This is a genomic window from Streptomyces sp. A3M-1-3, from assembly GCF_024213665.1.
In the GTDB taxonomy this organism is placed as follows: Bacteria; Actinomycetota; Actinomycetes; order Streptomycetales; family Streptomycetaceae; genus Streptomyces.
The window spans coordinates 1-26453 of record NZ_JANAVP010000049.1 but is presented as its reverse complement, the minus strand read 5'-3'; the positions used below and the strand labels follow the sequence as shown (position 1 = coordinate 26453).

The window sequence follows — 26453 nt, the reverse complement described above, 5'->3', positions numbered from 1 at the left end:
ATTCACCGGGGTATGCAAGCACAACACGACCGACAACGCACTTCTGCGACCAGCACTTTCGCAACAGACCCTAGGTCGAGTAAGTCTGAAGTCCCCTCGGGTGCAAAGGGTGAGGGTCTCGTTGGTCGATGTGTGACGTACGACCTCGAGACCCTCATCACCGCACTGTACGTGAAGATCGACGACGAGTTGGGAGGACCGCGATGGCTGGGCAGGCCGCCGTTGCCGACCGACTCCGAGCTCGTATTCGTCGCGGTTTCCCAGGCGATGCTGGGCTTCACCTCCGAGGCCCACTGGCTGCGCTACGCCCGCAAGCACTTGACCGGAGTGTTCCCGTACCCGCCGCAGCAGTCCGGCTACAACAAGCGGTTGCGCGCGGCGCTCGGCCTGGTCGAGCGGGTCATCCGGTTGCTCGCCCGGTCCAGCGACTTCTGGCTGGACGACTGCTGGATCGTCGACTCCACCCCGGTGCCGTGCGGGATGTCGCGGCCCACCGTGAAGCGCTCCGACCTGGCCGGATGGGCCGGATACGGCTACTGCGCCTCCCGCTCCCGGTTCTTCTGGGGACTGCGGCTGTACCTGGTGTGCACCCCGGCAGGGATGCCCATCCTGTGGGCGCTTGCGGATCCGAAGATCGGCGAGCGCGAGGTGTTGGCAGCGATGCTGGAGGTCGAGGCGGGCGTCGTCGCCGGGCACGACGGCATCCTGCTGATCTCCGACAAGGGCTTCGCCAGCCGGTCCTTCGAGCAGCTGCTGGCCGGGTACGGCATCACCTTGCTGCGGCCCTCCCGCAAGCGGGAGAAAGCCACTCACGCCGTGGCGCAAGCCGCGGGCCGTGCACGATCCGGGCAAGATCCTGCTGGATGTGGCCCTGGCCGTCGCCCTCGGCGGGGACTGCCTGGCCGACGTCGGCATGCTGCGGGCCGAGCCGGATGTGTTCGGCCCGGTGGCCTCCGATCCGACGGTCTCCCGTCTCGTCGACACACTCGCCGCCTCCGGCCCGAAGGCCCTCGCGGCGATCCGCGGCGCACGTTCCCAAGCGCGCGGGGAGCGACGGGTCGAACGCCGTGTCATGCAGACCGAGCCCGCAGGCGGCCTTCCACCGCAGGTCACAGCGTAATTCCTGGACCGTTTCGAAGTCCGACATGCCGTGCAGGGCCTGCACCGTGATCGCCGCGGCCAGGATCTACGGCGGCATGGACGCCGCCCGTTCGCCGACGGATACATGTCCGCGAACATCTCCGCGGGAAACAACCGGCCACGGTGCTCGGCCAGGAACGCGAACACACTCCCAGCCGGAATCAACTCCCGGCACGTCGCCCACACATCAGGCCCGGCCGTCTCCCCGACCCACTCCCCCTTGAACCACAACAACGAGTCTGGCCCCGCCGCTGACGCGGCGGGGCCAGAACCCAACATCTTCATCAGCCTTCTAGCGGCCGATCCGGTCGAGTGGGGGCGCAGCGTCAGGCTTCGACGTCGCGGACGCCGGCCCCAGCTGGCCGGCGGTCACGGCAACGAGGATCACCGCGATTCCGGTCAGCTGCCAGAAGGTGAAGGACTGGCCCAGCCCGAAGTAGCCGAGCAGAGAGGCGACCACCGGGCTGAGCAGGCTGAGGAAGGTCACGGCGGCGGGCGTGAACTGCTCGATGCCCCGGAACCACAGCGCGTATGCGAGCGCGGCCCCGATCAGCGCCAGATAGGCGTACCCGAGGACGTTCACCGGGGAAAGATGCGTCGGTACGCCCTCGATGAGCAAGGTGAGGGGCAGCAGCACGAGGCCGCCGCTGAACAACTGCCAGCCGGTGAATACCCGCAGCGAGATTCCGTCAGGACGTCCCCATCTCTTCGTCAACACCGTGCCACAGGCCATGGAGACGGCACCGCCGAGCGCTGCGGCGATGCCGATGACGTCCAGGTGCACCGCCGATCCGCTCATGAGCAGCACCATGCCGACGGTGCCGAGGACCGCGGCGGCCATCTGGAGCAGCCGTATGCCGGATCCGAAGACCAGCGCCGCCAGCAGGATGACGACGATCGGCTGCAACGAACCGGCCACCGCGGCAACGCCGCCCGGTAGCCGGTAGGCGCCGACGAACAGCAACGCGAAGAACACGCCAATGTTCAGGGTGCCGAGGACCGGCGCCCGCCAGACCCAGGCGCCTCGAGGAGCGGCGCCGCGCCACAGCAGCAGGATGCCGACGGGCAGCGCTCGCATCAGGGCTGCGAACAACGGGCGGTCCGGGGGGAGCCATTCGGTGGTGGCGATGTAGGTGGTGCCCCAGATCATCGGGGCGAGGGCAGCGGTGTACCGCAGGGGCAAGGCCTGGCGGCCCATGGTGAGTGTCCTTTGTCAGCGGGCCGGTTACGGCGAAGCACCGGCGATGCGGGCAGAGACTTCGCCTCCGCCGACGTTGTCCGGGCCCGCCCGGGTGTCACGCACTCGCGCTCGAGGATCTCCAATGCCGCACGAGCGGCGGTCATTCGAGGCATCGAGCACTCCGGCGTCGGCTTGTTGCAAGGCGGCCTTGCTGCGGAGCCCGAGAATTACAACGCTTATATTATGAAAGGAGATTTCTATGATGCGGAAGCAAGTTATGTTGGACCCCTGTGTACGTCAAGGGAGCGCTGCGCAGTCTGTCAGGTGGAGGTGTCCTTCCCTTCCTGGCCAAGGCCCGTGGTGAAAGTGCTGGTCACAGATACGGGCTGTCGAGCCTGTCCCGGTGCCGTCTGCGATGCGTCAACGTCTGTGCCATGTTGAGAAGGCGGGGCTCGGGGCCGAGCGGTACTGAGCACTGTCCTTGGCAGGCCCGGAGAATCAGACCGTTAGACCAGCGGCGACTGTCGGTATCGCGGAGGAGCCTCGCGCCGGTCCCGTAAGCCCCAGCCCCCCAACACGCCTGCAGGCTCCATAGCTCCACAGGCCCCGGCCGACCTCCGCAGCGGTGATCCGCACAGCCCCCGCACGGAATTCCGCGTCGAACTCGGGCCTCTTGACTGCAGTGGCTCCCCTTTCCCCCTGCAGTCACGGCCTCTGCACGGCGAGGGGAGGAACAGCCGGCGCTCGCCGAAGCGTGCAGAACGGGAGGGGGGACCAATATGGCCTACGGTGCTGACGCCCCCTATCCTCATGCCCAGGCGCCACCACTCAGCTTCTTCGAACCGAACGGTCCCCGGGAGGACTGCCATGAGGCTCGGAGCTCGTCGAACTGTCCCTGCCGTCCGTGCCTCCGGGTGCGCGACCTGCCCGAGACCGGCTGCCGACCGAACAGCCACCGAGGACGCCCCCGGACGCCGGCGCCGCAGACACCGGACCGGAGCACGAATACGCCGAGGTGGGACGGGCGAGCCGAGGACAGCCGGATGCCGTTCCTGAACGTGGAGGAGCTGGCCGGCGCGCCGTTTGTCGAAGTCTTCGACACGAAGGAAGCGGCGCCCGCCCGGCGCTTCAGCGTCTGGGGCGATCTGGTCCACCTCACGTGCGGGCCACTGCGGGTCGTCCGCGGAAACGACGAAGAGTTCAACGGCCTGATGGTGAAAGGCCAGCTCGGCCCTGTACAGGTGGCTTCCATCGCGGCGGCGCCGCATGCCGTGGAACGTACGGAACGCCTGATCAGGCGCGCGGACTGGGCTCCGCTCTATATCTGCTGTGTGCTCGACGGCGAGGCGCGCGTGAACCAGGAGGGACACGTGACCACGGCGCGCGTCGGCGAACTCGTCCTCTTCGACAGCTCACGGCCCTTCACGCTCACCATGCGGAAGCCGATCCGTATGGTCACAGTGAAGTTCGAGCACCGGCTGGTTGGCCTGGAGCCCGGCGAGGGGCATCTGCTCAAGGCTGCGACCTGGTCAGGGCAGCACGGCGTCGGTGTGTTGCTGTCCCGCCTTCTGGACGGCCTCGCGGGTCAGATGACCGAGCTGAGCACATCCACCGCCGACCGGCTGGGGGACAGCGTGGCCAGCCTGATCTCGGCCCTGTGCGCAGACTCCCCCCGGGAGACCGTCACCGATACGGCGTTCGCCCGACGGGCGCTCCTGCTGAGGATCAAGGCGTACGCCAGGGCGCATCTCGGCGACCCTGCGTTGAGCCCGGCGATGCTTGCCCGGCGGCACAACATGTCCCTGCGCTATCTGCAGATCCTGTTCCAGGAAGAGGATGCCAGCCCCGCTCGCTGGATCCGTAACGAGCGACTCGCGCGCTGCCGCGACGACCTGCGCAATCCCCGCCTCGCCCACCTCACGGTGGCGAACATCGCCGAGCGCTGGGGGTTGCCCGGGGCCTCTCATTTCAGCAGGCTCTTCCGCGAGGGCTACGACCTCACACCGACGCAGTGGCGCCGGGCGTGCCGGCAGAGCGGCGTCGTCGCCCGTCGAATGCCTCGCGAGCTTGGAAGCCCGCTGCCGGCCGCGCATGCCGAGATGGCAGACATGCCGTGACGACTTGGTAGCCCTGGCTGAGAGCCGTAGTCGTGTGCGCGGACGTGCTAGAGCTCATGCGTATTCACACGAACACTGCGAGCTGAGATCGACCAGGCTGAAACCGGTGGCATGGGTGGGGAGTTGGGGCGCCGACCGGATATCGGGTCGAACCCTGCGGTCTCTTCGCCCTGGCGGCAGAACCGTGGCCCGGCTCGCCTCTCCAGCAGCCATGTGTGTTCGCGAACGGGGTTCTTCAAATGTCCGCATCCGCGAGAATAGGTGTCATCGGCGGCGGGGCGTCGGCGGTATGTCTGCTCGACACGCTGAGCCGGCGGGACGCCGTACCCGGCACGGTGACTGTCTTCGAACCCTCGCCGCACCTGTGGCGCGGCCGTGCCTACCAGCCGGATTCGGTGACGCTGCGGGTCAACGCACCGCCGGACGACATGTCCGTGCGTTTCGGCGATGTGCACCACTTCGAGAACTGGGTCGAGGCGCGCAGCTGCCTCCTGGGCGCCGAGACCGACTATGCGGACCCCTGGAGCGGCGCCCCGTTCGTGCCCCGCGCGGTCTTCGGTGACTATCTGGAGCAGACGGCGCGTACCGCGCTGATCCGGCTGGTCGGCTGTGGCTGGCGGATCAGCCTGGTCCGCGCGGCCGTGACGGCGATCGACCGCACCGCGCAGGGGCTGGAGTTACGCGCCTGTGACGGGGTGTCCCATGAGGCCGACTACGCCGTGCTGTGCGTAGGGGGTGGCCGGCCGGCCGATCCGTACCAGCTGGCCGGCCTGCCAGGATTCCTACCCGACCCCTACCCGGCAGTGCGCCATCTGTCCCAGATCGCTTCCGACGAGGACGTTGCCGTCATCGGCAGCGGGCTGACCGCGGCCGACGTCGTGCTGACGCTGGCCGCCTCGGGCCACCTGGGCCGGATCACGCTGCTGTCCCGGCGTGGGGTGCTCCCCGCAGTCCGGCAGCGCCCGGTGGGCTACACGCTGCGCCACTTCACCCCGGCGAGGTTCCGGGCCATGGCGGCGCGACGTGAAACGCTCAGACTCGACGACGCGGTGGCGGTGATGCAGGCCGAACTGGCTGACGCAGGCGCCAGGATGGACGACGTCACCCGCGAGGTCCTCGCCGCCGAGGACGAGGATCCCGTCGCCCGGATGAGGCGTCATCTGGCCGCCGTGGACGACGAAGGGCTGGGCCTGCGCATACTGCAGCGCGCGGTGCCGGACACCGGGCCCGACGTCTGGCCGCTGCTCCCCGAACAAGACAAGTCCATCCTGATCCGGGACCACTACCGCACGATTATGAGCCTGTGCTGCCCGATGCCTCCGGCCAGCGCGGCCACGCTGCTGGGCCTCGTCGACAGCGGTCAGCTGGACATCGTACGCGGAGTGGAGCGCATCACCCCGGTACCCGGCAGGGGCTTCCTTGCCCGGACCCCGGACGGACCCCGGACGGCCGGCGTCGTGGTCAACGCGGTCAACGCGCCGGCGCACCGCATCCCGCCGGGGGCCACGTCGCTCATCACCTCGCTCGTCGACAGCGGCATGGCAGGCCGCCACCCGCGCGGCGGCCTGCATGTCGAACGGACGACCAGCCGGCTCACGGTCCAAGGCAGGCCGGACCCACTGCTGTACGCACTCGGTGACCTCGCCGCCGGCTCACTCTTCTTCACCTTCGGAGTGCCCTCACTGGTGGACCGGGCGTACGACATCGCCGAAGCGGTCCTCGCCGACGCGGCGGCCAGGACGATCCGCGGCGGCACCATGCAGACCGTCTGATCCCCGCCCGGCACGAGGCCCGCACCTTCAGACCACTGCGCCCCGGACGATGACAGAGAGGATATGCAGATGCCGGACAACGCCGTCGATGGGCGGGCCAGCTACCTGGCCGACACCCACACCGGTCTGCCCCTGCCCACCGAACCGGAATTCGACACGGTGCAGGACGAGCGCCGGCACCGCAAGCAGCGACTGGCCGCGGCCATCCGCCTGTTTGGCAAGTACGGTTTCGGAGAGGGCATTTCCGGCCATATATCGGTACGAGATCCGCAGTACCCGGACCGCTTCTGGGTCAATCCGTTCGGTGTCTCCTTCAACCGGGCCCGCGTGCGCGATCTTATCTGTGTGGATGCCCAGGGCCGTGTGGTGCACGGGCACCACCGGGTGAATCCGAGCGCGTTCGTCATCCACTCCAGAATTCACGAGCTGCGCCCCGACGCCACTGCCGCGGCGCACGGGCACACCCCGTACGTGCGGGCGCTCGGTGCACTCGGGCGGCTCCTCGAGCCGATCGATCAGGAGTCTGCCGCCTTCTACGACGACCAGGTCCTCTACAGCGCCTATGAAGGACCGTCGATCACGCTGGAGCAGGGCCAGGACATCGCGGAGCAGTTGGGGGACAAACGGGCCATCCTGCTGCGGCACCACGGCCTGATCACGGTCGGCGGCTCCCTCGACGAAGCCGTGCACTGGTTCTTCACCTACGAGAGCTGCGCCAAGGTGCAGCTCCTGGCTTCCATGGCGGGGACCCCGCAGCCGATGGACGACAAGCAGGCGCGCGCGGCGCGCGACGGCTTCGGCGATCCGCAACTCGGCTGGTTCAGCTTCCAGCTGTTGTGGGACGAGATCACGCACGAACAGCCGGATCTGCTCGAGGAGTAGCCGGCGCAACGCGGCGGCGTGAGGGCCGTACCCGCGCGGCGACGGGCCGCCGCGGGAAGCCGCTCGTTGCTCGGGCAGGCGGCAGGAGGGCGTGCGCGAACCCGGTAGTGCGGGTGCGCTCTGGGACCACCGGCCCGCCGGGCGAACCTCTAGCGTGGACGAGCGGCACCGCAGCCGATCGTTCACCGGCAGCGTGGGTCGTTCACTTTCAACCGGGGAGACCGGCAGTGGGACTCGACTTGCGCAACGTGATGCGCAATTTCGCGACCGGGGTGTGCGTGGTGAGCACGTACGTCGATACTCCGGAGGGCCGACGGCATGATGCGGTCACCGTCAACTCGTTGACGTCCGTCTCGCTCGAACCGCCACTGGTGTCCGTGTGCCTGCGGCGGGACTCGGATTTCCTCGCGGACCTGCAGGCCACCGGGGTATGGGCAGTGTCCATCCTCGACACCGGCGCAGACGACGTCGCACAGAGCCTCGCCGGGGACCGCGAGAACCGGGCGGCGGCACTGAGCACACTGCCGGCCTCGCCGGGGGAGAGCACCGGTGCACTGGTACTGGACTCGCTCGGCTGGCTGGAGTGTGCGCTGCGCGACAAGATCGACGCCGGTGACCACACCGTGGCGATCGGCGAGGTTCTCGCCACCGGTTCGCAGGACCGGCGCTGCCCGCTGATCTCTCTGCGCGGCAGGTACTACACGACCGGGGAGCGGCGGCCGGCGGCGCCGGTCGCGGACCAGGCTCTGTCAAGGACGTCAACTGAGAGTGCGACCGTGGGAGGGATCATGTTCGAGTCACGGGCGGCGAGAGGCGCAAGAGCAACGCCCGACGGCGCCGGCATGCGCAGCGCGCTGGAAGAGGCGGCGCGGATCGTGGGACCGGACCGGATCCTGCGACCGGGCGAGTCGGATTCCGCGCCCGGCCTGCTCGGGCCGAACACGAGCATGTTCCGGTCCCGGCGGACCGTCGGCGTCATCCGGCCGAGTACCACCGGGCAGGTGCGCCGGGTGGTGGAGGTATACGGTCGCACGGCCGAGGCCGGATCACTCCATGCGATCAGCACCGGCCGCAACTGGGGCCTCGGATCACACGAACCGGCCCAGGACGACATGGCCGTACTCGACCTCGGCGGCCTGGACCAGGTACGCGACATCGACCTGGAGGGCGGCTGGGCGGTGGTCGAGCCGGGCGTGACCCAGGGACGGCTGTCCCAGCTGCTCGACGGGACCACACGCATGCTGAACGTCACGGTCTCCGCGGCCGCCACCAGCGTGATCGGGAACACGCTCGACCGCGGTGTCGGCCTGCGGCATGAGCGGGTCGACGACCTGGCCGGGCTCGAAGTCGTTCTGCCCAGCGGCGAGCTGGTCCACCTGGGCTGGTGGCCGGACCCCGGTCGGCCGACTCCTGTGTACCCGCACGGGCTCGGACCGTCGCTGCTGCCGCTGTTCGTACAGTCGAACCTCGGCGTGGTGACCGCCGCCGCCATCCGGCTGCAGCCGAGGCCGGAAGCCCTGAGACTCGTTCGGCTGAGCTTCCCGCCGGTTGCACTCGCCGATGCCGTCACCGAGTTGCGGCGCTGGGTGAGCGGAGGACTCACCCGCGGCGTGCCGAGGGTGTTCGACCCGGCCGCCGCACGCTGGTACGGCGGCACAGGGGAGGAGTTCCTGGTGCACATCTGCGTGGACGGCACGGCCGAGGTGGTCGACGCGCTGGTCGCGGCGGTCACCAACGAGGCGCGCAGATCCGGACTGTTCACGGACGCGTCGCACACGGACGCGACCGATCCCGCGCACCCCAACCACGAGATGGCCGTGCTCGTGGAGCGCGGCTACGCAGGAGACCCGGACCTCGCCGACACCCTCTTCGAAGCGAAGATGGGCCAGCCGGCGGACAAGGTTGACGAGCACGTCGGTTTTCTGTTCTTCCTTCCCCTGCTGCCGTTCTCCGGGTACGCGGTCACGCAGGCCGACGGGCTGCTCGAGCGCGTACGCGCGCAGACCGGGGCCAGGTGCAGCGCCACCCTGCACATCCTGGGGCCGGATCTGATCGACTGTGTCGTGGCGGTCAAGTTCGACCGCCAGGACGAGGAGGCGCAGCGCGCGCACCGTGCGCTCGACCTGCTGTACCGGTTGTTCGCGGAGGCTGGTTTCGCCCCCTACCGGCTCGACGTCGACCACGCCCACCTGATGGACGAGTTCAGCGCCGACGCTCGCGCTCTGGCCCTGACCAGGCAACTCAAGGCAGTGATCGATCCGAACAATGCGATCGCGCCGGGCCGTTACCGCTGATCGTGCCCGCCCACCGAGCAACGTAAGGACATCAGAGATGGCCAGTTCGCAAACGATGGAGACCGCCAAGGGCGCCGGGTCGGCGCCGGACACCGCAGACGAGATCCTGGCCCGCGCCGGGGCGCTCGTGCCCGTACTGCGCGAACACTCCGACGACATCGAGGAGGCGAGGCGCCTGCCGGTACACATCGTCGAACTGCTCCGCGACGCAGGAGTATTTCGCATGGGCGTGCCGAAGTCCTGGGGAGGCCCGGGGCTCGACTCCGTGGAACAGACCAAGGTGATCGAGACACTCGCGACCGGGGACACCTCCGCGGCGTGGTGCGCCATGATCGGGATGGACACCCCGCTGTACGCGGGGTTCCTCGACGAGTCCGTCGCGCGGAAGACGTTCAGCGACCCGGACCTGATCACGGCAGGGCTGATCCTGCCGGTCGGCCGGGCGGAGCGGGTCTCCGGAGGTTACCGCGTGACCGGCCGATGGCAGTTCGGCAGCGGGATCACGCACACCGACTGGGTGGTGGCCGGTTGCTTCGTATACGACAACGGCGAGCCGGAGCCCAGCCCGGGCGGCGAGCCGACGCACTGGCGGATCATGCTCGCGCCGCGTACGGACTTCGAGATCATCGACACCTGGTTCTCCACCGGCCTGGCCGGCAGCGGCAGCCGGGACTACCGGGCCGAGGACCTCTTCGTCCCGGAGGAGCACTCCTTCAGCTTCGCCAGCCCCCGCCGCAGCGGGCCGCTCGCCACACCGGAGGCGATCCTGCGGAATATGCCCGGTGTTCCGCTGGGCGTCGCCCGCGCCGCGCTGGACCATGTGCGGGAGCTGGCCGGGAACCGAGTGGAGCGCGCGACCCGGAAGCCGTGGGCGGAGACCTACCGGGTGCAGGTGGCCATCGCCGAGGCGGAGATGGAGCTGGGCGCGGCGCGGCACGCGGTGTACGGCAGTCTGCGCCGGCAGTGGGAGCTGCTGTCCTCGGAGACCGAACTCGACAAGGACGAGCGGGTGGCGACTGTGCTGGCTCGAGTCAACGCGTTCCGCGTGGCCCGGTCCATCGTGTCCCGCCTCTACGACCTTGTGGCTACCACAGCCGTCTACCGGCCGTCGCCGCTCGACCGCTGGCTGCGCGACCTTACAACGATGCGTCAGCACGTCATCGCGCAGGACCAGGTGCTGCAGTCGGCAGGCGCGCTCCTGCTCGGCGGCACGCCGCAGAACCCGTACAGCCTTGGCATCGTGCGCTAGCCAGGGGGTGCTTCTCGGATCTCCGCGGCGTCGCGAGCCCTGGCACGCACGCTCGCCGCGTCGCCGAAATGCCCGAGTAGTTCCGCTACCAGGACACTCCGGCGCCTTGCGATCGCACGCACCAGACCCCGCTCCTTCTCCCACGGAGATCCGAGAAACACCCCCTGGCCGGACAGCGCCGGGCGAGCACGACGCAGCGGAGGTGGAACGACGTGACGGAGATCGACGAGACCACTGCGCCGGCCCTGGTCCACGGTGGCCCGCTGCCGGCGCCGGCCGTGGCCACCCTCGGCGACGCCTTGGTGAGGGCAGCGCAGATGGACCGGCCCGGCGACATACGGCATCTCGCCGCGGACGGTGCGGAGTACCGCCAGAGCTATGCGGGCCTGCTCGACGAGGCGTCGCACGTACTGGCCGGCATCCGTGCCGCGGGGGTGCCGACGGGCGGCAGGGTCGTGCTCCGGCTCGCGCACGCTCCCGACCTGCTCATCGCGTTCTGGGCGTGCGTCCTCGGCGGGTTCGTCCCGGTGCCGGTGAGCGGTACGACGGCGCGGAACGGCTCACCGTCGCAGAACGGCACGCCGTCCGTGACCGAACCGCTCGCCGGCGTGCGGCGTGCGGTGGGCGACGCCTGGATGATCGCCGACGAGGATCTTGCCGGGAGGGCGTTCGCGCACAGGTGGCTCGGCAGCTTGAGCGACGTGCGCGGCACCCTCCCGGACCGGCACCGGCACGCCGGTACCCCCGACGACCTGGCCCTGCTGATGTTGACGGCGGGCAGCTCCGGCCGCCCCAAGGCTGTGATGCTGACCCACCGCAACATCATGAGCAGGTCCCAGGCCACAGCGCTGGTACGCGGAGTCGACTCGGCGACCCGGTCGTTCAACTGGATGCCGCTGGACCACGTGGGCGGGCTCGTCATGTTCCACATACGGGACGTGTATCTCGGCTGCCATCAGGTGCACGCACCTACCTGGTGGGTGCTGGAGGATCCGCTGCGATGGCTGGACGCGATGAGCCGGTACGGGTCCGACACCACGTGGGCGCCGAACTTCGCGTTCGGCATCGTCGCCGACCGTGCGGGAAAGGCCACCGGCAGGTACTGGGATCTGCGCCACCTGCGGTACATCATGAACGGTGGTGAGGCGGTCAAGGCCCGCGTGGCACGCCGCTTCCTGGATGTGCTGGCTCCGTACGGCCTGTCCCCGACCGCCATCCATCCCGGCTGGGGGATGTCGGAGACGTCGGCGGGCGTGATCGACTGCGTGTTCTCTCCGCAGACCAGCAGTGATACGGACCGGTTCGTGCCCGTGGGCACCCCGCACCCCGGCGTATCGCTGCGCATCGTCGACGAGCAGGGCCGGATCCAGCCCGAGAAGACGGTGGGACGGCTCCAGGTCACCGGACTGCCGGTCAGCTCCGGCTACCTCGACAACCCCGAACAGAACCGGGAGTCGTTCACCGCGGACGGCTGGTTCACGACCGACGACCTGGCGTATGTGGAGAACGGTGTGCTGACGGTGACAGGGCGGGCGGACGATGTCGTCGAGGTCAACGGCACGCGCTACCACGCGCACGAGATCGAGGCGGCCGTCGAGGAACTCCCCTTCGTCGAGCCCTCGTACACGGTCGCGTGCACCATCGCGGGCCCGGACGGAACCGCCGGCCGGCCGGCCGTCTTCTTCCATCCGCGGTCCGGCGTCGAGCCGGCCGAGGCAGCCCGGCTGGTCCGCGCGCGGATCCTGTCCCGGTTCCAGCTCGAGGTCGACCACATCGAGCCCGTGGCACAGCACGAGGTGCCGAAGACCGGCACCGGCAAACTCAAGCGGAGCGCCCTCGCCCGGCGGCTCGCGGCTCATCCGCGGGATCACCCCGCGGCGGACCGCCCTCTCTCCTGAACCGCGGCCTGCACGCTGCCCGCATGTCCGGGCGTGCGCGAACTGCACAGACCGGGTGCGCGCACGCGAGAGAACGCCATGAGTTCCGTCGGTAGCCTGAAGCAGACAGAGCCTCATGCGGATGTCGACATCGAGGGCTGAGGGGCCGGAAGTTGGCAGTGGACCTGCGCGCCACCATGCGCAACTTCGCCACTGGGGTGTGCGTGGTGACCACCTATGCCCAGGACAACGAGGGGCGGCGTCACGATGCGTTGACGGTCAATTCGTTGACGGCCCTTTCGTCGGAGCCGCCGCTGGTGTCGGTGTGCCTGCGTCGCGGATCTGCCTTCCTCGACGATCTGTTGGCGACGAAGGCCTGGGCGGTGTCGATCCTGGACGTGGCAGGGGATGACATCGCGAAGTTGCTCGCCAAGAGCCGGGAGATCCGGGCCGTGGCCCTGCAGACACTGTCGAAGTCCCCCGGAGAGCACACCGGGGCGCTGGTTCTCGATTCCCTGGGATGGATGGAGTGCGCGCTGAGGGATCAGCGGGATGTGGGTGATCACACCGTGGTGATCGGCGAGGTCCTGGCCGCGGGCGGGCAGCGACGCCGACCGCCACTGATCTTCCTGGACGGCACGTTCCACGCGTGGGAGGACGCGTGGCCGCACACAGCTCTCGGCCCGGGAACCGTGGAGCGGGCGAGCATCACGGATGTCGGGGCGCGGCGGAGCGAAAGGGAGAATCCCACCTTGAGGAGGACCGAGTGAAGTTCGGAATCTGGCTGGAGTTTCGTAACCCGCCGCGCTGGAAGCGACCGTGGTCCGAGATCTACGAGGACTCTCTCTCGCTCGCCAGCGAGGCCGAGGCCGCCGGCTTCGAGTCGGTGTGGCTGTCCGAGCACCATCTGACCGAGGACGGTTATCTCCCCTCGCTCTTCCCGGCTCTCGCTGCGATAGCCGCCCGGACGGAGCGGATCCGCCTCGGTACGGCCATGCTGCTCGCGCCGCTGCAGCATCCGCTGCGACTCGCCGAGGACGCCGCAGTCACCGATCTCCTCACCTCCGGCCGACTCGAGCTCGGCATCGCACCGGGCTACCGGGAGAAGGAGTTCGACGCCCTGGACGTCCCGCGTGCCGAGCGGGGCTCACGTACCGACGAGACGGTGGAGATTCTGCGCGAGGCATGGGCCGGCCGCCCGTTCTCCTTCACCGGCCGACACTTCCGGTTCAACGACGTGACCGTCACGCCGGAGCCGCTCCAGCGACCGCATCCGCCCCTCTGGATCGGTGGCGGCAGCAGGGCCGCGGCCGTCCGGGCTGGCCGTTACGGCTGCCACTTCCTGCCGGACCTGGGCACTCCCGCCGAGATCGTCGACCTCTACCGGTCGACTCTGCGGGAGCACGGACACGACCCCGCAGACTTCGAAGTCACGGCTGTCGTGTCGCCCGGCATCTACGTGTGCGAGGACGCGGAACAGGGCTGGGAGGAGGTCAAGGAACACTATCTGTACCTTCTCAACACGTACATGGAGTGGTTCGGGAATCCCACCATGGCGTCCGCTGACGAACTCCCTCGCGAGATGTTCCTCGTGGGGCCGCCCGACGCCATCGCCGACGGCCTCCGCCAACGGCTCAAGTCCCTGGGCCAGGTGGACCGAGTGATCTTCTTCGGCAGAGCACCCGGGCTCCCCATCGACGAGGCCCGCCGCTCACTGGATCTCTTTGCCGAGCACGTCATCCCGCAGTTCGCATAGGAGGGCGGGCCGGTCCATCGCGGATCATCCAGAACGGAGGCACACCGCCGGCGTGCGGCAGGAGGAGCATCGCGCTCGCTGCCGGACGCCGCGGCGCAGCCTTGGGCCGCCGGCCGTCGTGCAGGGCGCCGCCTTCGCTACGGCACCGGCACCGGCCGACCGTCCCACGCGGTCATCGCCATGTCCACAATGGAGTTCAGCTCCTCCCGGGGAGCGCCGTCGCGGGCCTGCACCGACAGGCCGTTGAGGACGGTCGCGTAGAACTTCGTCAGCCGGTGGGTGTCGGTGCCCTGCGGGAGCTCACCGTCGTCCGCTGCGCGGTCCAGGCGTGTCCGGATGGCGGCCTCGGTCCGTCTGCGGCACCGCATGACGAAATCGCGGACGGTTTCGTGCTCCGAGGTGCAGTTGGTCGCCGCAAGCACGATCATGCAGCCGCTCGGCCTGCCCTCCATGGTGAACCTGACGACGCTCTCGCGCAGCAGGGCCTCGACAGCGCCCCGTGCCGTGGGCTCTTCGATGAGCGCCCGGTGCGGCGCCTCGGCCTCGGTGTTCTCGTAGAGCTCCACCGTCTCCCGGAACAGCTCCTCCTTGCTTTTGAAGGCGGCATACAGGCTGGGGGAGTTGATCCCCATGGCCTTGGTCAGGTCGGACATCGAAGTGGCCTCGAAGCCATGCTCCCAGAACACGACCATGGCTGCGTGCAGGGCCGCGTCGCGATCAAACGTGCGGGGACGTCCGCGGGTGCTCATCACTCCTCCTTGACCACAGGTGGTGGACCCACTATGTTTCCGTAACGCTCGACACAAAAAGTAGAGGCCCGTCGCGAGCGCTTGATGTCGCGACTCTACGACTCGGTGACTCTCCACCCGGCACTGCCTACGGCCGGCGCACACTAGGGAGCAGCGTTCTCATGCCTTTCGCAGACGACGTGTCGCCGGACGGAGCGCCGACCGGAAACGAGACGGAGGGCGCCGCGCCCTCGTGGGGATTCCGGTTGTGGGCCATGCTCGTCGTGGTCTGCGGGGCGTTCTCCCTGGACGCGCTCGACAACATCATGGTCGGGATCGCGGTGCCGCAGATCAAGGCGGAACTGGACATGACCACCGCCGCCGCACAGTGGGTTGTCAGTGCGTACGTCCTGAGCTTCGGTGGCTTCCTGCTCCTGGGCGGCCGGATGTCGGACCTGCTCGGGCGGCGGCGTGTGTTCCTGGCCGGGTTGGCCATCCTCGCGCTCGGATCGTTCCTCGGAGGCGTCTCCACCACTGGCGTGCTCGTGATCGCCGCGCGCTTCGTCATGGGCATCGGCGCCGCGCTGACCGCGCCCTCTGCCCTGTCGATCATCGTCAGCACGTTTCCCGAGGGCCCGCAGCGCAACCGTGCGATCGGCATCTACACCGCCTGCGGCGCGTTCGGGTACTCCACCGGCGTCATTGTCGGCGGCCTGCTCACCGAGCTGAGCTGGCGCTGGACGTTCATGCTGCCCGTGCCGGTGGCGCTGGCGGCCCTGGTCGGCGGCATGTTCCTGGTCCCCCGAGACCCGGAACGCGGCCGTGACAAGCGGAACTACGACGTGGCGGGTGCGATCACGGTCACCGGGGCGATGCTGCTGCTTGTGTACGCGATCGTCGAGGCGCCCACCGCCGGCTGGTTCTCAGGACGGACGCTGGGGATCTTCGCCGTCGCTGTGCTCCTCCTGGCGGCGTTCGCCGTGATTGAGCACCGTTCGCCCCAGCCGCTGCTGCGCCTCGGTCTGCTGCGCAACCGTGGCCTGGTCGGGGCGAGCCTCATCGCCGCGGCGATCCTCGGCACCTATATGAGCTACCAGTTCATCGGCGGCCTGTACATGCAGACCTATCGCGGGTGGTCACCTCTGGAGATGGCCCTGGCGTTCCTGCCGATCGGGCTCCTGATCATGATCCTCGCGCCGCGCGCAGGAAAGCTCGTCGGGCGCCTCGGTGTGCATTGGATGATCTTCGGCGGGATGGCTGCCTACACCGTTGCCTTCCTGCTCTTCCTGCGCATCGGCGACACGTCGTCGTACGCCGTGGTGATCCTTCCGAGCATGGTGCTCATCGGCGCGGGCTTCCCCTTCGCCTTCACGGCCGCGAACGTCCAGGCGACGTCGGGCGTGGCCGAGTCGGAACAGGGCCTGGCCGCCGGCATCCTCCAGACCGGGTACCAGGTCGGTGCGGCGGTGGTGCTGGCGGTGGTGACCGCGAACATGGCAGCAGCGGACACGTCGGAGATCACGCTGTCCGGCTACCACAACGGAACCTGGGTCATCCTCGTCGTGGCAGGGGTCTCCGCGCTCCTGACCGTCGTCGCCGTGGTCCGCACCCGGCGCCGTCCTCGGAGCGAGGGGCTGCCGGTGGCCGAAACGCCGAAGCAACCCGTCGACTGAGCCGCGTCGGTGACCGGCGCGCCGCCACGAAGCGGGCATCGTCAGCGCGCAGCGCGAGCTCACTCTCCCGCGGCCCGCGGTCTGGCTACAGGTCCTCGGGCAGAAGGCGGAATGCCTGGTGGCCGGTCAGGGGGCGCACGGCGCGGAAGTCGCGTCGGTCCAGCGGACAGCCATCGGCGACGGCGACGTCCCTGCATGAGTGGCGGCTCGCTCACCTTCCGCCGGACACCAGGCCACTGCCCTCGGTGACCCTTACGACCAGTTCCAGTTCGGGCGCCCCGTACGGGGTCGGGCCGCGCACTTCGCTCCGGACGGGGAGGTCGCCTATTCGGGCCTGGCCTGGGTGCCTTCGGTGCGATCTCTCAGGTTCGCGTGTCCGCGAGGGAGAACGTGTCCGGGGACGCGACCCCCGCCGACGACGGACCCCTGTCCGGGTACGGGCCGACCAGCCACGCATACCACCACGCGTTCCATCTGCTGCACCTCGCGCCCGGTGGGGACATCGCCGTGCCGGCGGCCGCCTCGCTGCTGGCCCTCGACGTGGGCCGCACGGCCACGCTGCTGGACCGGTTCGTGGCCGACGGGCTGTGCGAGCGGACCGCGCCGGGCCGGTTCCGGGTCCGGCCGGGCGTCCCGCACCGGCAGGTCGCCGGCTGCGGCGACGGCGCGGCGCGACGCCGTCTGGTGGACCATCATCTGCACACCGCGTAGCAGGCGGACCGGTTGATCGCTCCACACCACCCCGAGCTGCGCCTCGCGCCGGCGGGCGCGGGCTGTGTGCCCGAGGAACCGGCGTCCCGACAAGCGGCGCTGGACTGGCTGGACGCCGAGCACGCCGCCCTGGTCGCGGTCCGCGCGCTCGCGCGGGACGCCGGCAGGCACCTCGCGGTGTTCCAGCTCGCGAGCTGTCTCAACGGGCACTTCGTGCGGCGCGGACACACCAAGGAGCAGCTGGCCCAGTGGGCGGACGCGGTGCGCGCCGCCCACACCCAAAGATTTCGGTCGCATAGTCCGCCGTTCGGTGTGAAAAATGCCGGGCCTTCGGGTTTCTCCCGAAGGTCCGGCATTCGCATGCGCGGAATTCATCCGGCTCAGCCGAGGTGGTGCCCCGTCGTCGCGTCGACATAATCGGGGATTTCCTCGTGGGTGTCCCCGACCGTCAGTGTCCCCGTGGGTTCGACCATGAGGATGTGGGACTCCTCGTCGGACACCGGCTTGTGCTCGGTGTCGCGCGGTACCACGTACACATCGCCCTGGTGGAGCGTCACGGTGCGCTCCGTACCGTCCTCGCGCAGGTGGATCACCAGCCGGCCGGCCACGACGATGAACAGCTCGTCGGTGTCCTGGTGGGAATGCCACAGGTATTCTCCGTGGAATTTCGCAACACGGACATCGTAATCATTGAACTGGGCGACAATGCGCGGGCTCCACGGCTCGCTGAAGGTGTCGAGCGTCTTCTGAAGATTCACCGGTTCGGTCATCATGGTTTTATGGTGTCCTGGAATTCATCAAGCGGAAAATGGGTTTAGGGGGGTCGGGTCAGGGCTTCGGCGTACTGGCGTGGCGCCCGGTTCGTGGTGATCTGCTAGTTCAGCTTCACCCCGGAACATGACAGGCACGGACTTCCAAGATCATGGAGTTCTCTACGCCCGTGATCCGAGTGGAAGACCGTGCCTGCCGACGCATCATCTTGAACGGCAAGCAACACCGCCTGTCCTAGACCAACTCCGCGAGCGCCTCGCCGAGGTACCGGACCCGCGTGATCCGCGCGGGGTTCGCCACCGCCTGTGTGCTCGCACTCACCGCGTGTGCCGTGCTCGCCGGAGCGACCTCACTGCTGGCGGTCGGGGAGTGGATCGCCGACGCCCCGGCGCACGTGCTGGAACAGGCCGGCGCCCATCTTGATCCGCTTCTGCCCACGCGCGTCCTGCCCGCCGAGACAACAGTCCGCCGGCTGCTGGCCCGCATCGACGGCGACGCGCTGGACCAGCTGGAGTCAACAACATCGCGGCCGACCTCCGCCGCAATGCCCGCGACCCCCGCCGCCCCCTCGCACTCCTCGGCCTCACGTGATCACAAACCGGACGTCACGCGACAACGCCGAAGCCCTGGGGCCGCAGAAGAATAAGCTGCGTCCGAACACCTCGCCTGAGCTGCGGTGTCAAGGGCGCGGCCACGCAACTTATTCTCACCTGGCTCAGCTGAAGTCACGCGCCAGACGCCACTGGCGCGAGGCGATGGCCGTCGGGCGCATACTCCACGCGGTACCTGGCGACCATTTCGGCGAGGGGCCGTTCGGTCCACTCGGGCGGCAGTTCAAGTTCTGCGATCTTGCTATCTTCGCCGGGAAGGAGGCGAACGCCGATACGCTCGTCACCCTCCTCAATGATCTCTGCCAGCGCGACGATCTGTCCGTCTTCCCGGAATGCCGCGTAAGCACGCATGGCGGGATCCTCCGTTCTGTTTACGGGGTGACAAGGGCCATGGTGAAGACGAACTGGGAGTTTCCGGTCGACCGAAGGGCCAGACTCCAGAAGGGCGGAATCGGGTGGCCTCCATCCCAGTACGCGTGCTCGGCTACATATTGGAGCCGAGAGTCCCGGTCGGTGAAGGCATGGAAGTACACGGACGGCCGGATCCAGGAGAAGACGTTTGGATCCCTGCCGAAGTCGAAGGCCATCTCTTGTTGCTGACCGTTCCCGATGAACAGAAAGCCACTGCGTCTGAATTCCAGACCTGCCACGAGTTCTCTCCCTTTAGGGATTCTTTTGTTCGAGTGGAGGGGTCCTGTTAAGCAGAATGTCCCTTGTTCGAGGTTTCGTGAACGCTCGCGATCTGAATGCCACTCGGATGGGTCAATAATTCATGAAAAGTACAATATAACATGACAGCCTTTCATGAAAGCAGTTACGAGAACCGCCCAAGACTCATAAAACGCCCTCTCATAAGGGGTGCCGTTAACGAGCGGCGAACCAGGTGACAAGTAACCCGGCAGTAGCTTTCTGGGTTGTTCTCACCGGTCTGTGCTGGTTGTCTGGCTGATGGGCGGGTTGCTGCCAGTGCCGCGCCTGCGGCGGACGGTACGAGGGACCTTGGCGCCGGGCTCGGCGCGGTAAAGCGCGGCGGCCGGGCCCATCTGCTGGCTTGGCTCGGCCGGGTACTCGGCGTTCGCGATCTTCGCGACGAGCCGCGGGGCGGTGCAGGTGCATGGGCCGCCAGAGGAACAGCGGGCGGAGCCGCCGGCCGGGGTGGTCTCGACGACGTCGGTCCGGTACCCGTCGATCGGCCGGTGCTTCTTCTTGATGTGACCCGGACGGCGACCGTGCTGCGCACCGAGTAGCGGCCGCCGGCACCGAGCCGATGGCTGGATCTGACAGAAACCTGTCATTGCGGCCATCGGGTGGGAACGGAATCATCGGCCACGTGCCCGAATCACGCAGCGTCGTCATCGTCGCCTTTCCCGGCGTGGAACTCCTGGACGTTACCGGTCCGGCCGAGGTCTTCTCCGTCGCCTCCCGGCTCGCCGGGACCGGCCGCCCCGGCTACCGGGTCGAGGTCGCGACGGCCGAGGGCGGTGCGGTGCGGACCTCCAGCGGGGTGCGGCTGGTGGCCGACCGGCTCCTGGCGGAGCTGGATGGGCAGCTGGACACTGTGCTCGTCTCGGGTGCGATCGAGCTGCTCGGCTACGGCGGCGCAGTCGTCGAGCCGGTGATCGACGCCGAAGTCGTCGACTGGCTGCGCTCGGTGGCGCCGCGGGCCCGGCGGATCGGGTCGGTCTGCGCCGGTGCGCATCTGCTGGCCGAGGCGGGGCTGCTGGACGGCCGGCCGGCCACCACCCACTGGCTCACCGCCGGGCGGCTCGCCTCCCGGTATCCGCGGGTCGCCGTCGACCCGGATCCGATCTTCATCAGGACCGGGCAGGTGTGGACCTGTGCGGGTGTCACCTCGGGGATGGACATGGCCCTGGCCATGGTCGCCGAGGACCACGGCCAGGAGCTCGCCCTGGCCACCGCCCGGATGATGGTGATGTACCTGAAACGCCCTGGCGGACAGAGCCAGTTCAGCGTGCCGCTCTCGCTGCAGACGCCGGCTGGCGACCAGATCGACGCGCTACGGCTGTGGATCGGCGAGCACCTGGCCGACGACCTGTCGATCGAGGCGCTCGCCGAGCAACTGCACCTGAGCGCGCGTCATTTCTCCAGGCTGTTCCGCCAGCGCACGGGCAGCACACCGGCTGCGTACATCGAAGCCGTCCGGGTGGAGGCCGCGCGCCGGCTGCTGGAGGACACCGAGCAGAGCCTGCCCGAGGTCGCGGCCGCCAGCGGCCTCGGCTCGGTGGAGACGCTGCACCGGGCCTTCCGCCGACGACTCGTCACCACCCCCGCCGAGTACCGCCGCCGCTTCCGGCACCCCGACCAACGAAGAGAGAGCCCACACCGTGACACTGTCCCCGTTCCCTGACTCACCGCTCGCCCGCGCCGCCGACCAACTGCTGTGCACCGCCTGCCCGCCGACCCTGGTGGCCCACTGCCACCGCACCTACCGCTTCGGTGCCGCCCTCCTCGACGGACAGCACCGCGCCTTCGACGCGGAGGCCCTGTTCATCGCCGCCGCCCTGCACGACCTGGCCCTGGTCGAGGCGTACGACGACCCCGACACCGCGTTCGAACTGCACGGATCCCGTCTGGCCGCACAGGAGTTGACCACCCGCGGGGCCCGGCCCGAACTGGTCGGGCTGGTCCGGGACGCGATCGCTCTGCACCTGGAGATCAGCACGGCCGACGACCCCCGTCCCGAGGTGGCCGCGGTCCACCTGGGCGCGGCGGCGGACGTCGCCGGCCTCCAGCTGGACCAGCTGCCGCCCGGCCTGGTCGCCGAGGTGCTCGAACTCCACCCCCGGCAGGGGTTCTCGGCCTACGTCAGCCAGGCGCTGGCCGGCCAGGCGACGGCCAAACCGCACTCGGCGGTCGCCGCCCTGATCCAGCACGCGGGTCTCCTCGACCTGATCGCCGCCGTCCCGTTCAACGACTGATCGCCAAGCCATGGAGAACCCGTGTCCGACACGAAGATCATCCCCATTCCCGTCCTTGGCAGGCACGCCGTCAACGCCTACCTGCTGCTCGGCCGCCGCCCCGTCATCGTCGACGCGGGCATGCCCGGCAGCGGCCGCAAGATCTACGACCAGGTCGCCCGCCACGGAGTCGACCCCGAGGACATCGCACTGATCGTCCTGACCCACGGTCATATCGACCACTTCGGTTCCGCGACCGAGCTGCACCGCCTCACTGGTGCACCCGTCGCGGGCCACGCCGACGACCTGATCCCCTACCGCACCGGCCGAGCCCGCGAACCGTACCGTCCGACCGGACCGATGGGTCGGCTGATGAACCGCAGCCGGAGCCTGCACGTCCCGGTCCAGCCGGTCGAGCCCGAGGTGGTGGTCAGCGGCGAGCGGAACCTGTTCGACTACGGCGTCGAGGCCCGCATCATGCCCACCCCCGGTCACACCGCGGGCTCCGTCTCGGTGCTCACCGACACCGGAGACCTGGTCGCCGGCGACCTGGTGGCCAACTCCTTCATGGGCCTGATCACCGGCCGGCCCGCCAACCCGCCCTTCCACGACGACCCCTTTGGCAACCTGGCCAGCCTGCGCCGGATGCTCGCCCTGAAGCCGACCAGACTGCACGTCGGCCACGGCACTCCGCTCGACCCCGACCGGGTCGAGCGCTGGGCGGTCGAGGAGGAGCGCCGGCTGCGCAAGCGAGCCGGCGGCCAGCCGATCCCGCCGGCCGTCGAGAGCAAGGGGAGGAGCAGCGCCACGAGCGGCCCCACCGCGCCGTAGCGCCGGACCTCGCGGCGGCCGTCGTAGCGGCGCAGATACCGCACGGTGGCCGCGGTGAAGGCCAGGACGCCGGCGACGAACCACGGTCCCCAGAGACAGAGGTACCAGCGGGTCAGACCGACCAACTCGGCTTTACGGCGACGGCCCTGGTCGGCGAGAGGGCCAGTGTGGCGTGGGGCACTGACATCGCATCAGGCCGCAGCCGGCTCCGGTTCCGGTTCGGGGTCGGCCGGGGCGGGGACCGCGAGATGGAGGCTGGCCTTGGGGACCAACGGAACAGCCAGTATCGGTGAGATTGATCTTGGTCGCCTAGCACGTCAGGCGCACGATCGTGGGCGTTGGGCTGAACCTGGGTGGCGGGCTGACGTGGGCGGCTAGGGTCGGCGGGTCTGCTGTCGTACGAGAGGATCGGCGTGATGCCCGAGCGGATTTGGCACCCCATCAGCAAGCTGGAGTTCTTCGTCGAGCACACCCGGCGGTGGCTGGCCGATGTGCAGGAGAATGCCGACTCGCTGGAGGAGGCCCGGACGAAGCCGCACGTCCTTGCCGATACCGACGTGGACCGGGTGAAGCGGGTCTACACCGAGCAGGCCGGCGACCTGACCCTGTTCGAGGAACAGGCGGCAGCGTGGGGCCAGCTCCCGGATCTCAGCCCGTCCAGGCGTCAGAAGCTGAAGACCCTGAACGAGCAGCTGGCCGAGCTGCGGGAGCTCAACAAGAAGATGCTGGAGCTCGCCGACGAGCTGGCCAAGGGCACCATCGACGCCGTGATGGCGGCCTCGGACGCGGAGCTGGGCCTGGCGGCCCTGCTCGGTCAGCGTTCCGGGGCGTAGCGGGCGTCAGCCGTCGGCCTTGGCCCGCATCTTCCGGGCGAGTTCGGCATCGCTGCGCAGCCTTTCGGGGACCTTGGCGTCGACGGCTCCCTGGCCGTGGTCCTCGCCGCACGGGCACAGGCTCCAGCCGTTCGTCTCGATCTGGGCGGCGACGTGCTCCAGGGCGTGCGCGGTCTCGTCGAGGACACCGACGGGAATCTGCACATCGGCGCTGTCGGGGTCGTCCCCGATCACCAGGCCGAGTTCGAAGATCAGGTCGGCGACGTGCTGCACGGTGCGGGAGTCACCGTTGTTGGCGGCGTACTTCACGGTCTGGGCCAGGGCCATCAGCGGGCGGGTGCATACCCAGCGGGGCATGGGAACCGTGCGCTCGTCGATGCGTACGGGCCGCACGCCGTGGACGTCTTGCGCGCCCTCGGCGGCCGGGTCGCCGGCTTTGGCGATCTGATCGGCGATCGCGGACGGCTCGATGTAGCGCAGGGCAGAGCGGGGCTGGATGTCCAGGCGGTCCGCGACCGTGGTGACGGCGTGGGCGAGCACGTTGTGTACCGCCACGGGGACCACGTCCAGGCCGCGCGTGAGAAGTTCGGCCTCCGTCTGGGCGGCCAGGGCCTTGAACGCCTGGGTGTTCCTGATATCTGCCACGGCGGACAGCGTAGGGCCGATGCCGGTGCCGATGGAGGTGAGGTGCGTGCAGTCGACCCGGATGAGATCCCGCTTCCGCCGACGACCCCGGCCGCCTGTCCGCGGGCGTGCCCCGACGCCGGGCGGAACGTGCGGGTGCTTTGCGTACGCCGCTGGTTACGCGCCGGGCTGGTTGCGGGTGGCTCCGCCGCGTCCTCGCAGGGTGACGCCGGCCTCGGTGAGGATGCGGTGGACGAAGCCGTAGGAACGCCCGGCGTCTTCGGCCAGCGCCCGGATGCTCGCGCCGCCCTCATACGCCTTCTTCATGTCTGCCGCGATCTTGTCGCGCGCTTCGCCGGTGATCCGTGTGCCTTTGGCCATGACTCGTCCTTCGCCGCTCGACGTCCGGGTGGTGATCATCGCGTATCGGCCCTCCGCCCGGCAGTCGATCGGCACACCCGGGCGAGGACCGACGGGGCAGTGGATGGCGGTAGCGCTGATTCCGCTTCGGGGTCGGCTTATCGCACTTCCATCGACTGACGGGCCGTCAGGGTCCTGCCGCAGTAAATGCCGGATTTACTGCGGCGGAGCCTCTACCGTGATCACCGCGACCTGCGGCGGGACTTTCCGGCCGTCGGGGCGAGGTGTACGCATTTACTGCGGCAGCGGTGGAGAGGTGGGCGACGATGACAGTCGAACGAGTGGCCGAAGTTGGGGCCGGGGGCGCGTTGCGGTTGCCGCGCGCCCGCGTCGTACCTCTGTCCGCCCCTCCCGCGTCGTACACCGCGGCGGTCGAGCGGTACCTCACGGGCGCGGGCATCGCGAAGTCTTCCGCGCGGATCTACCGGATCTCGCTGACGACGTGGGGGTGGATGTTCGCCGGCGAACCGGCGCCGACCGGACCGGCCCGCCGGGGCGCGAAGCCGCCCTTCTTCCCCGTCGCCGCGATCGACGACGCGGTGCTGCCGGAGGTGCTGGCCGAGCTGGCGGCGGCCCGGGCGGACGAGATGGACGCCGACACCGTCAACCGCGAGCTGTCCATCGCACGCAAGGCGATCGGCTGGTGGCAGCGCCAGGGCTGGATCGCCTGCGACCCCACCATCGGCATCGAGCGGCGGCCGGCTCCACCGGACCGCACCAAGGCCCTCGCGGAGAACCAGATCGCCGCCCTGTGGCGCCTGGACGCAGGGCTCCGGGAGAAGACGTTCTGGAAGATGCTCTACGAATCGGCCGCCCGGGCCGATGAGGTGCTGTGCCTGAACGTGGAAGACCTGCACGCGGCCGACAAGCGCGGGAAGATCACCGCCAAGGGCGGGGCGACCGAGTGGATTCACTGGCAGTCCGGCACCGCCCAGCTGCTGCCCCGAATCATCGGCCGCCGTACCCGCGGCCCGCTGTTCCTCACCGACCGCAAGGCCCCCGCCGGAACGCCGACGCTCGACGTGTGCCCGGAGACCGGCCGGGCCCGGCTCTCCTACCGCCGGGCTGAGGAGATCTTCGAGGAGAACACCCGGCTGCTGGCCAACCCGCTCGCCTCACCCGAGGACATCGAGGACCTGGACGGCTGGACGCTCCACCGGCTCCGCCACAGTGCCCTGACACACGACGCCGAGGGCGGCACCTCCACCCCGATGCTGCTGGCCCGCTCGCGCCACGCCTCCGTCCGCTCCTTGGAGCGGTACGCCCGCCCCGGAGTCGACGCGGTCGCCCGGCACGTCGCCGAGCGCGACCCCGCCGCCCGCCGCCACAGGTGAACCCGAGCCCATCAGGGCTTCAAAATCATCCCACGATCTTGATGCCGAGCGCGAAAGCTCTGACGGTGCCTGGTGAGGAGTGCTCGTGGTCCTTGGAGCCCACCGCTGCTCCCGGCTGCTGTTTAGACAGAACCGGTTCAAGACGCCACAGCAGTTGGCCCGGGCCGTTAGTGAGTGCCTCGGCACCAATTCCTGTCAGAGCGAAGTCTGTGCCGATCAAGGTCTGGGTCTGAGGATGCGCCGCTTGGGAGCTGGTGGTGAGGCTTTCCCCGCGTTGGACCGTGCCGACGCCAGGCAGGCTCTTCCTCAGTGCGATGGAGAACGCGGTAATGGTGGCAGGGCTGGAGTGGGTGTGATCTTTGGACCGGGCTCGCCATCTGGAACCGATTTCAGGGAAGGAAGCGGTCGCCAGGTTCCCCGCTCCAGGAGGCCAGTTAACGCGAAATCCTCCGCTGATCAGCTCAAAGCCCTCCGGAATACCCTCGGAAATTTGAGGGTGCGCCGTTCTGCTGCTCGTCTCGTCGTTATAGGCAACGTGACCTAGCAGCTGATCGCGTGTCAAACCGTTGATTTTCATGCCGATGGCGAATGCCGTCAGCCGGTGCGGGTTGGACACACTGTGGTCCTTGGAGGACACACGCCATGCCGAACGATCGGGGCTAGATGAATGAGTCCAAGGGGTGTCGTTGCGGTCAGTGATCGTAGGCGGTGAGTGATCGCTTGACCGGCTGA

At 69.0% G+C, this 26453-nt stretch carries 26 protein-coding genes and 1 pseudogene; 17 read left to right on the top strand and 10 right to left on the bottom strand.

Features of this window, described 5'->3' with window-relative positions; translation table 11 throughout:
- Positions 1–356: 356 nt before the first annotated feature.
- Complete coding sequence (locus NLX86_RS32975; protein ID WP_254375506.1) at positions 357–494, bottom strand: hypothetical protein; 138 nt, start codon at positions 492–494, stop codon at positions 357–359.
- 314 nt (positions 495–808) lie between these two features.
- On the opposite strand from NLX86_RS32975, the pseudogene NLX86_RS32970 reads away from it, so the two are divergent.
- Positions 809–1045: pseudogene (locus NLX86_RS32970) on the top strand (transposase); the annotation flags it as partial.
- Between the two features lie 387 nt (positions 1046–1432).
- On the opposite strand, the gene NLX86_RS32960 reads toward NLX86_RS32970, so the two are convergent.
- Positions 1433–2338 carry an EamA family transporter gene (locus tag NLX86_RS32960; protein WP_254375505.1) on the bottom strand — a complete coding sequence of 302 codons (906 nt, stop codon included), beginning with the start codon at positions 2336–2338 and terminating at the stop codon, positions 1433–1435.
- Between the two features lie 1025 nt (positions 2339–3363).
- Between NLX86_RS32960 and NLX86_RS32955 the strand changes: the two genes are divergently transcribed.
- The 8 genes from NLX86_RS32955 to NLX86_RS32920 all read left to right on the top strand — a co-directional run bounded on the left by NLX86_RS32955 (position 3364) and on the right by NLX86_RS32920 (position 14267).
- A complete protein-coding gene (locus tag NLX86_RS32955; RefSeq protein WP_254375504.1) occupies positions 3364–4437 on the top strand; it encodes a helix-turn-helix domain-containing protein in 1074 nt (357 codons plus the stop codon).
- A gap of 239 nt (positions 4438–4676) precedes the next feature.
- Entirely contained in the window at positions 4677–6209 is a 1533-nt protein-coding gene (locus tag NLX86_RS32950; RefSeq protein WP_254375503.1) for an FAD/NAD(P)-binding protein, read from the top strand.
- A gap of 69 nt (positions 6210–6278) precedes the next feature.
- Positions 6279–7091, top strand: a complete 813-nt coding sequence (locus NLX86_RS32945; RefSeq protein ID WP_254375502.1) for a class II aldolase/adducin family protein — start codon at positions 6279–6281, stop codon at positions 7089–7091.
- 227 nt (positions 7092–7318) lie between these two features.
- Positions 7319–9385 (top strand): flavin reductase, encoded by a 2067-nt coding sequence (locus NLX86_RS32940; RefSeq protein ID WP_254375501.1) that lies wholly within the window; start codon positions 7319–7321, stop codon positions 9383–9385.
- Positions 9386–9422: 37 nt separating this feature from the next.
- Positions 9423–10634: an acyl-CoA dehydrogenase family protein gene (locus tag NLX86_RS32935; RefSeq protein WP_254375500.1), complete on the top strand. Its 1212-nt coding sequence runs from the start codon at positions 9423–9425 to the stop codon at positions 10632–10634.
- Positions 10635–10846: 212 nt separating this feature from the next.
- Positions 10847–12532, top strand: coding sequence for an AMP-binding protein (locus NLX86_RS32930; protein WP_254375499.1), 1686 nt, complete (start codon positions 10847–10849; stop codon positions 12530–12532).
- Between the two features lie 158 nt (positions 12533–12690).
- Positions 12691–13281 (top strand): flavin reductase family protein, encoded by a 591-nt coding sequence (locus NLX86_RS32925; protein ID WP_254375507.1) that lies wholly within the window; start codon positions 12691–12693, stop codon positions 13279–13281.
- Positions 13278–14267: an LLM class flavin-dependent oxidoreductase gene (locus NLX86_RS32920; RefSeq protein ID WP_254375498.1), complete on the top strand. Its 990-nt coding sequence runs from the start codon at positions 13278–13280 to the stop codon at positions 14265–14267. The genes NLX86_RS32925 and NLX86_RS32920 overlap by 4 nt, the downstream gene beginning before the upstream one ends.
- Before the next feature lie 137 nt (positions 14268–14404).
- Here the strand turns inward: NLX86_RS32920 and NLX86_RS32915 are convergent, their stop codons facing one another.
- On the bottom strand, positions 14405–15016 hold the full coding sequence (locus tag NLX86_RS32915) for a TetR/AcrR family transcriptional regulator (RefSeq protein WP_254375497.1): 612 nt from the start codon (positions 15014–15016) through the stop codon (positions 14405–14407).
- A 161-nt stretch (positions 15017–15177) separates the two neighbouring features.
- Here NLX86_RS32915 and NLX86_RS32910 point away from each other — a divergent pair, with 161 nt between their 5' ends.
- On the top strand, positions 15178–16668 hold the full coding sequence (locus tag NLX86_RS32910; RefSeq protein ID WP_254375496.1) for an MFS transporter: 1491 nt from the start codon (positions 15178–15180) through the stop codon (positions 16666–16668).
- A gap of 390 nt (positions 16669–17058) precedes the next feature.
- Positions 17059–17379, top strand: a complete 321-nt coding sequence (locus NLX86_RS32905; RefSeq protein ID WP_254375495.1) for a hypothetical protein — start codon at positions 17059–17061, stop codon at positions 17377–17379.
- A gap of 380 nt (positions 17380–17759) precedes the next feature.
- On the opposite strand, the gene NLX86_RS32900 is transcribed toward NLX86_RS32905, so the two are convergent.
- Positions 17760–18152, bottom strand: a complete 393-nt coding sequence (locus NLX86_RS32900) for a cupin domain-containing protein (RefSeq protein ID WP_254375494.1) — start codon at positions 18150–18152, stop codon at positions 17760–17762.
- Between the two features lie 275 nt (positions 18153–18427).
- Here NLX86_RS32900 and NLX86_RS32895 point away from each other — a divergent pair, with 275 nt between their 5' ends.
- Positions 18428–18796: a transposase family protein gene (locus tag NLX86_RS32895; protein WP_254375493.1), complete on the top strand. Its 369-nt coding sequence runs from the start codon at positions 18428–18430 to the stop codon at positions 18794–18796.
- Positions 18797–18875: 79 nt separating this feature from the next.
- Here the strand turns inward: NLX86_RS32895 and NLX86_RS32890 are convergent, their stop codons facing one another.
- From NLX86_RS32890 to NLX86_RS32880, 3 genes are all read right to left on the bottom strand, one after another.
- Positions 18876–19112: a hypothetical protein gene (locus NLX86_RS32890; protein ID WP_254375492.1), complete on the bottom strand. Its 237-nt coding sequence runs from the start codon at positions 19110–19112 to the stop codon at positions 18876–18878.
- Between the two features lie 20 nt (positions 19113–19132).
- Positions 19133–19411 carry a hypothetical protein gene (locus tag NLX86_RS32885; RefSeq protein ID WP_254375491.1) on the bottom strand — a complete coding sequence of 93 codons (279 nt, stop codon included), beginning with the start codon at positions 19409–19411 and terminating at the stop codon, positions 19133–19135.
- A 270-nt stretch (positions 19412–19681) separates the two neighbouring features.
- Positions 19682–20056 (bottom strand): hypothetical protein, encoded by a 375-nt coding sequence (locus NLX86_RS32880; RefSeq protein WP_254375490.1) that lies wholly within the window; start codon positions 20054–20056, stop codon positions 19682–19684.
- Positions 20057–20091: 35 nt separating this feature from the next.
- Here NLX86_RS32880 and NLX86_RS32875 point away from each other — a divergent pair, with 35 nt between their 5' ends.
- The 4 genes from NLX86_RS32875 to NLX86_RS32860 all read left to right on the top strand — a co-directional run bounded on the left by NLX86_RS32875 (position 20092) and on the right by NLX86_RS32860 (position 23343).
- On the top strand, positions 20092–21129 hold the full coding sequence (locus NLX86_RS32875) for a GlxA family transcriptional regulator (RefSeq protein WP_254375489.1): 1038 nt from the start codon (positions 20092–20094) through the stop codon (positions 21127–21129).
- The gene (locus tag NLX86_RS32870; RefSeq protein WP_254375488.1) at positions 21107–21700 is read left to right on the top strand and encodes a metal-dependent phosphohydrolase; all 594 of its coding nucleotides are present in this window, start codon (positions 21107–21109) and stop codon (positions 21698–21700) included. The genes NLX86_RS32875 and NLX86_RS32870 overlap by 23 nt, the downstream gene beginning before the upstream one ends.
- Before the next feature lie 21 nt (positions 21701–21721).
- Positions 21722–22510 (top strand): MBL fold metallo-hydrolase, encoded by a 789-nt coding sequence (locus NLX86_RS32865; RefSeq protein ID WP_254375487.1) that lies wholly within the window; start codon positions 21722–21724, stop codon positions 22508–22510.
- Between the two features lie 416 nt (positions 22511–22926).
- Positions 22927–23343 (top strand): hypothetical protein, encoded by a 417-nt coding sequence (locus tag NLX86_RS32860; protein WP_254375486.1) that lies wholly within the window; start codon positions 22927–22929, stop codon positions 23341–23343.
- A gap of 6 nt (positions 23344–23349) precedes the next feature.
- On the opposite strand, the gene NLX86_RS32855 is transcribed toward NLX86_RS32860, so the two are convergent.
- Together NLX86_RS32855 and NLX86_RS32850 are read right to left on the bottom strand one after the other, a co-directional pair.
- A complete protein-coding gene (locus NLX86_RS32855; protein ID WP_254375485.1) occupies positions 23350–23988 on the bottom strand; it encodes a hypothetical protein in 639 nt (212 codons plus the stop codon).
- A 156-nt stretch (positions 23989–24144) separates the two neighbouring features.
- Positions 24145–24348 (bottom strand): helix-turn-helix domain-containing protein, encoded by a 204-nt coding sequence (locus NLX86_RS32850; RefSeq protein ID WP_254375484.1) that lies wholly within the window; start codon positions 24346–24348, stop codon positions 24145–24147.
- A gap of 305 nt (positions 24349–24653) precedes the next feature.
- Here NLX86_RS32850 and NLX86_RS32845 point away from each other — a divergent pair, with 305 nt between their 5' ends.
- Positions 24654–25721, top strand: a complete 1068-nt coding sequence (locus tag NLX86_RS32845; protein WP_254375483.1) for a site-specific integrase — start codon at positions 24654–24656, stop codon at positions 25719–25721.
- A 25-nt stretch (positions 25722–25746) separates the two neighbouring features.
- Here NLX86_RS32845 and NLX86_RS32840 read toward each other — a convergent pair whose 3' ends face one another.
- On the bottom strand, positions 25747–26337 hold the full coding sequence (locus NLX86_RS32840; RefSeq protein ID WP_254375482.1) for a hypothetical protein: 591 nt from the start codon (positions 26335–26337) through the stop codon (positions 25747–25749).
- Positions 26338–26453: the final 116 nt, after the last annotated feature.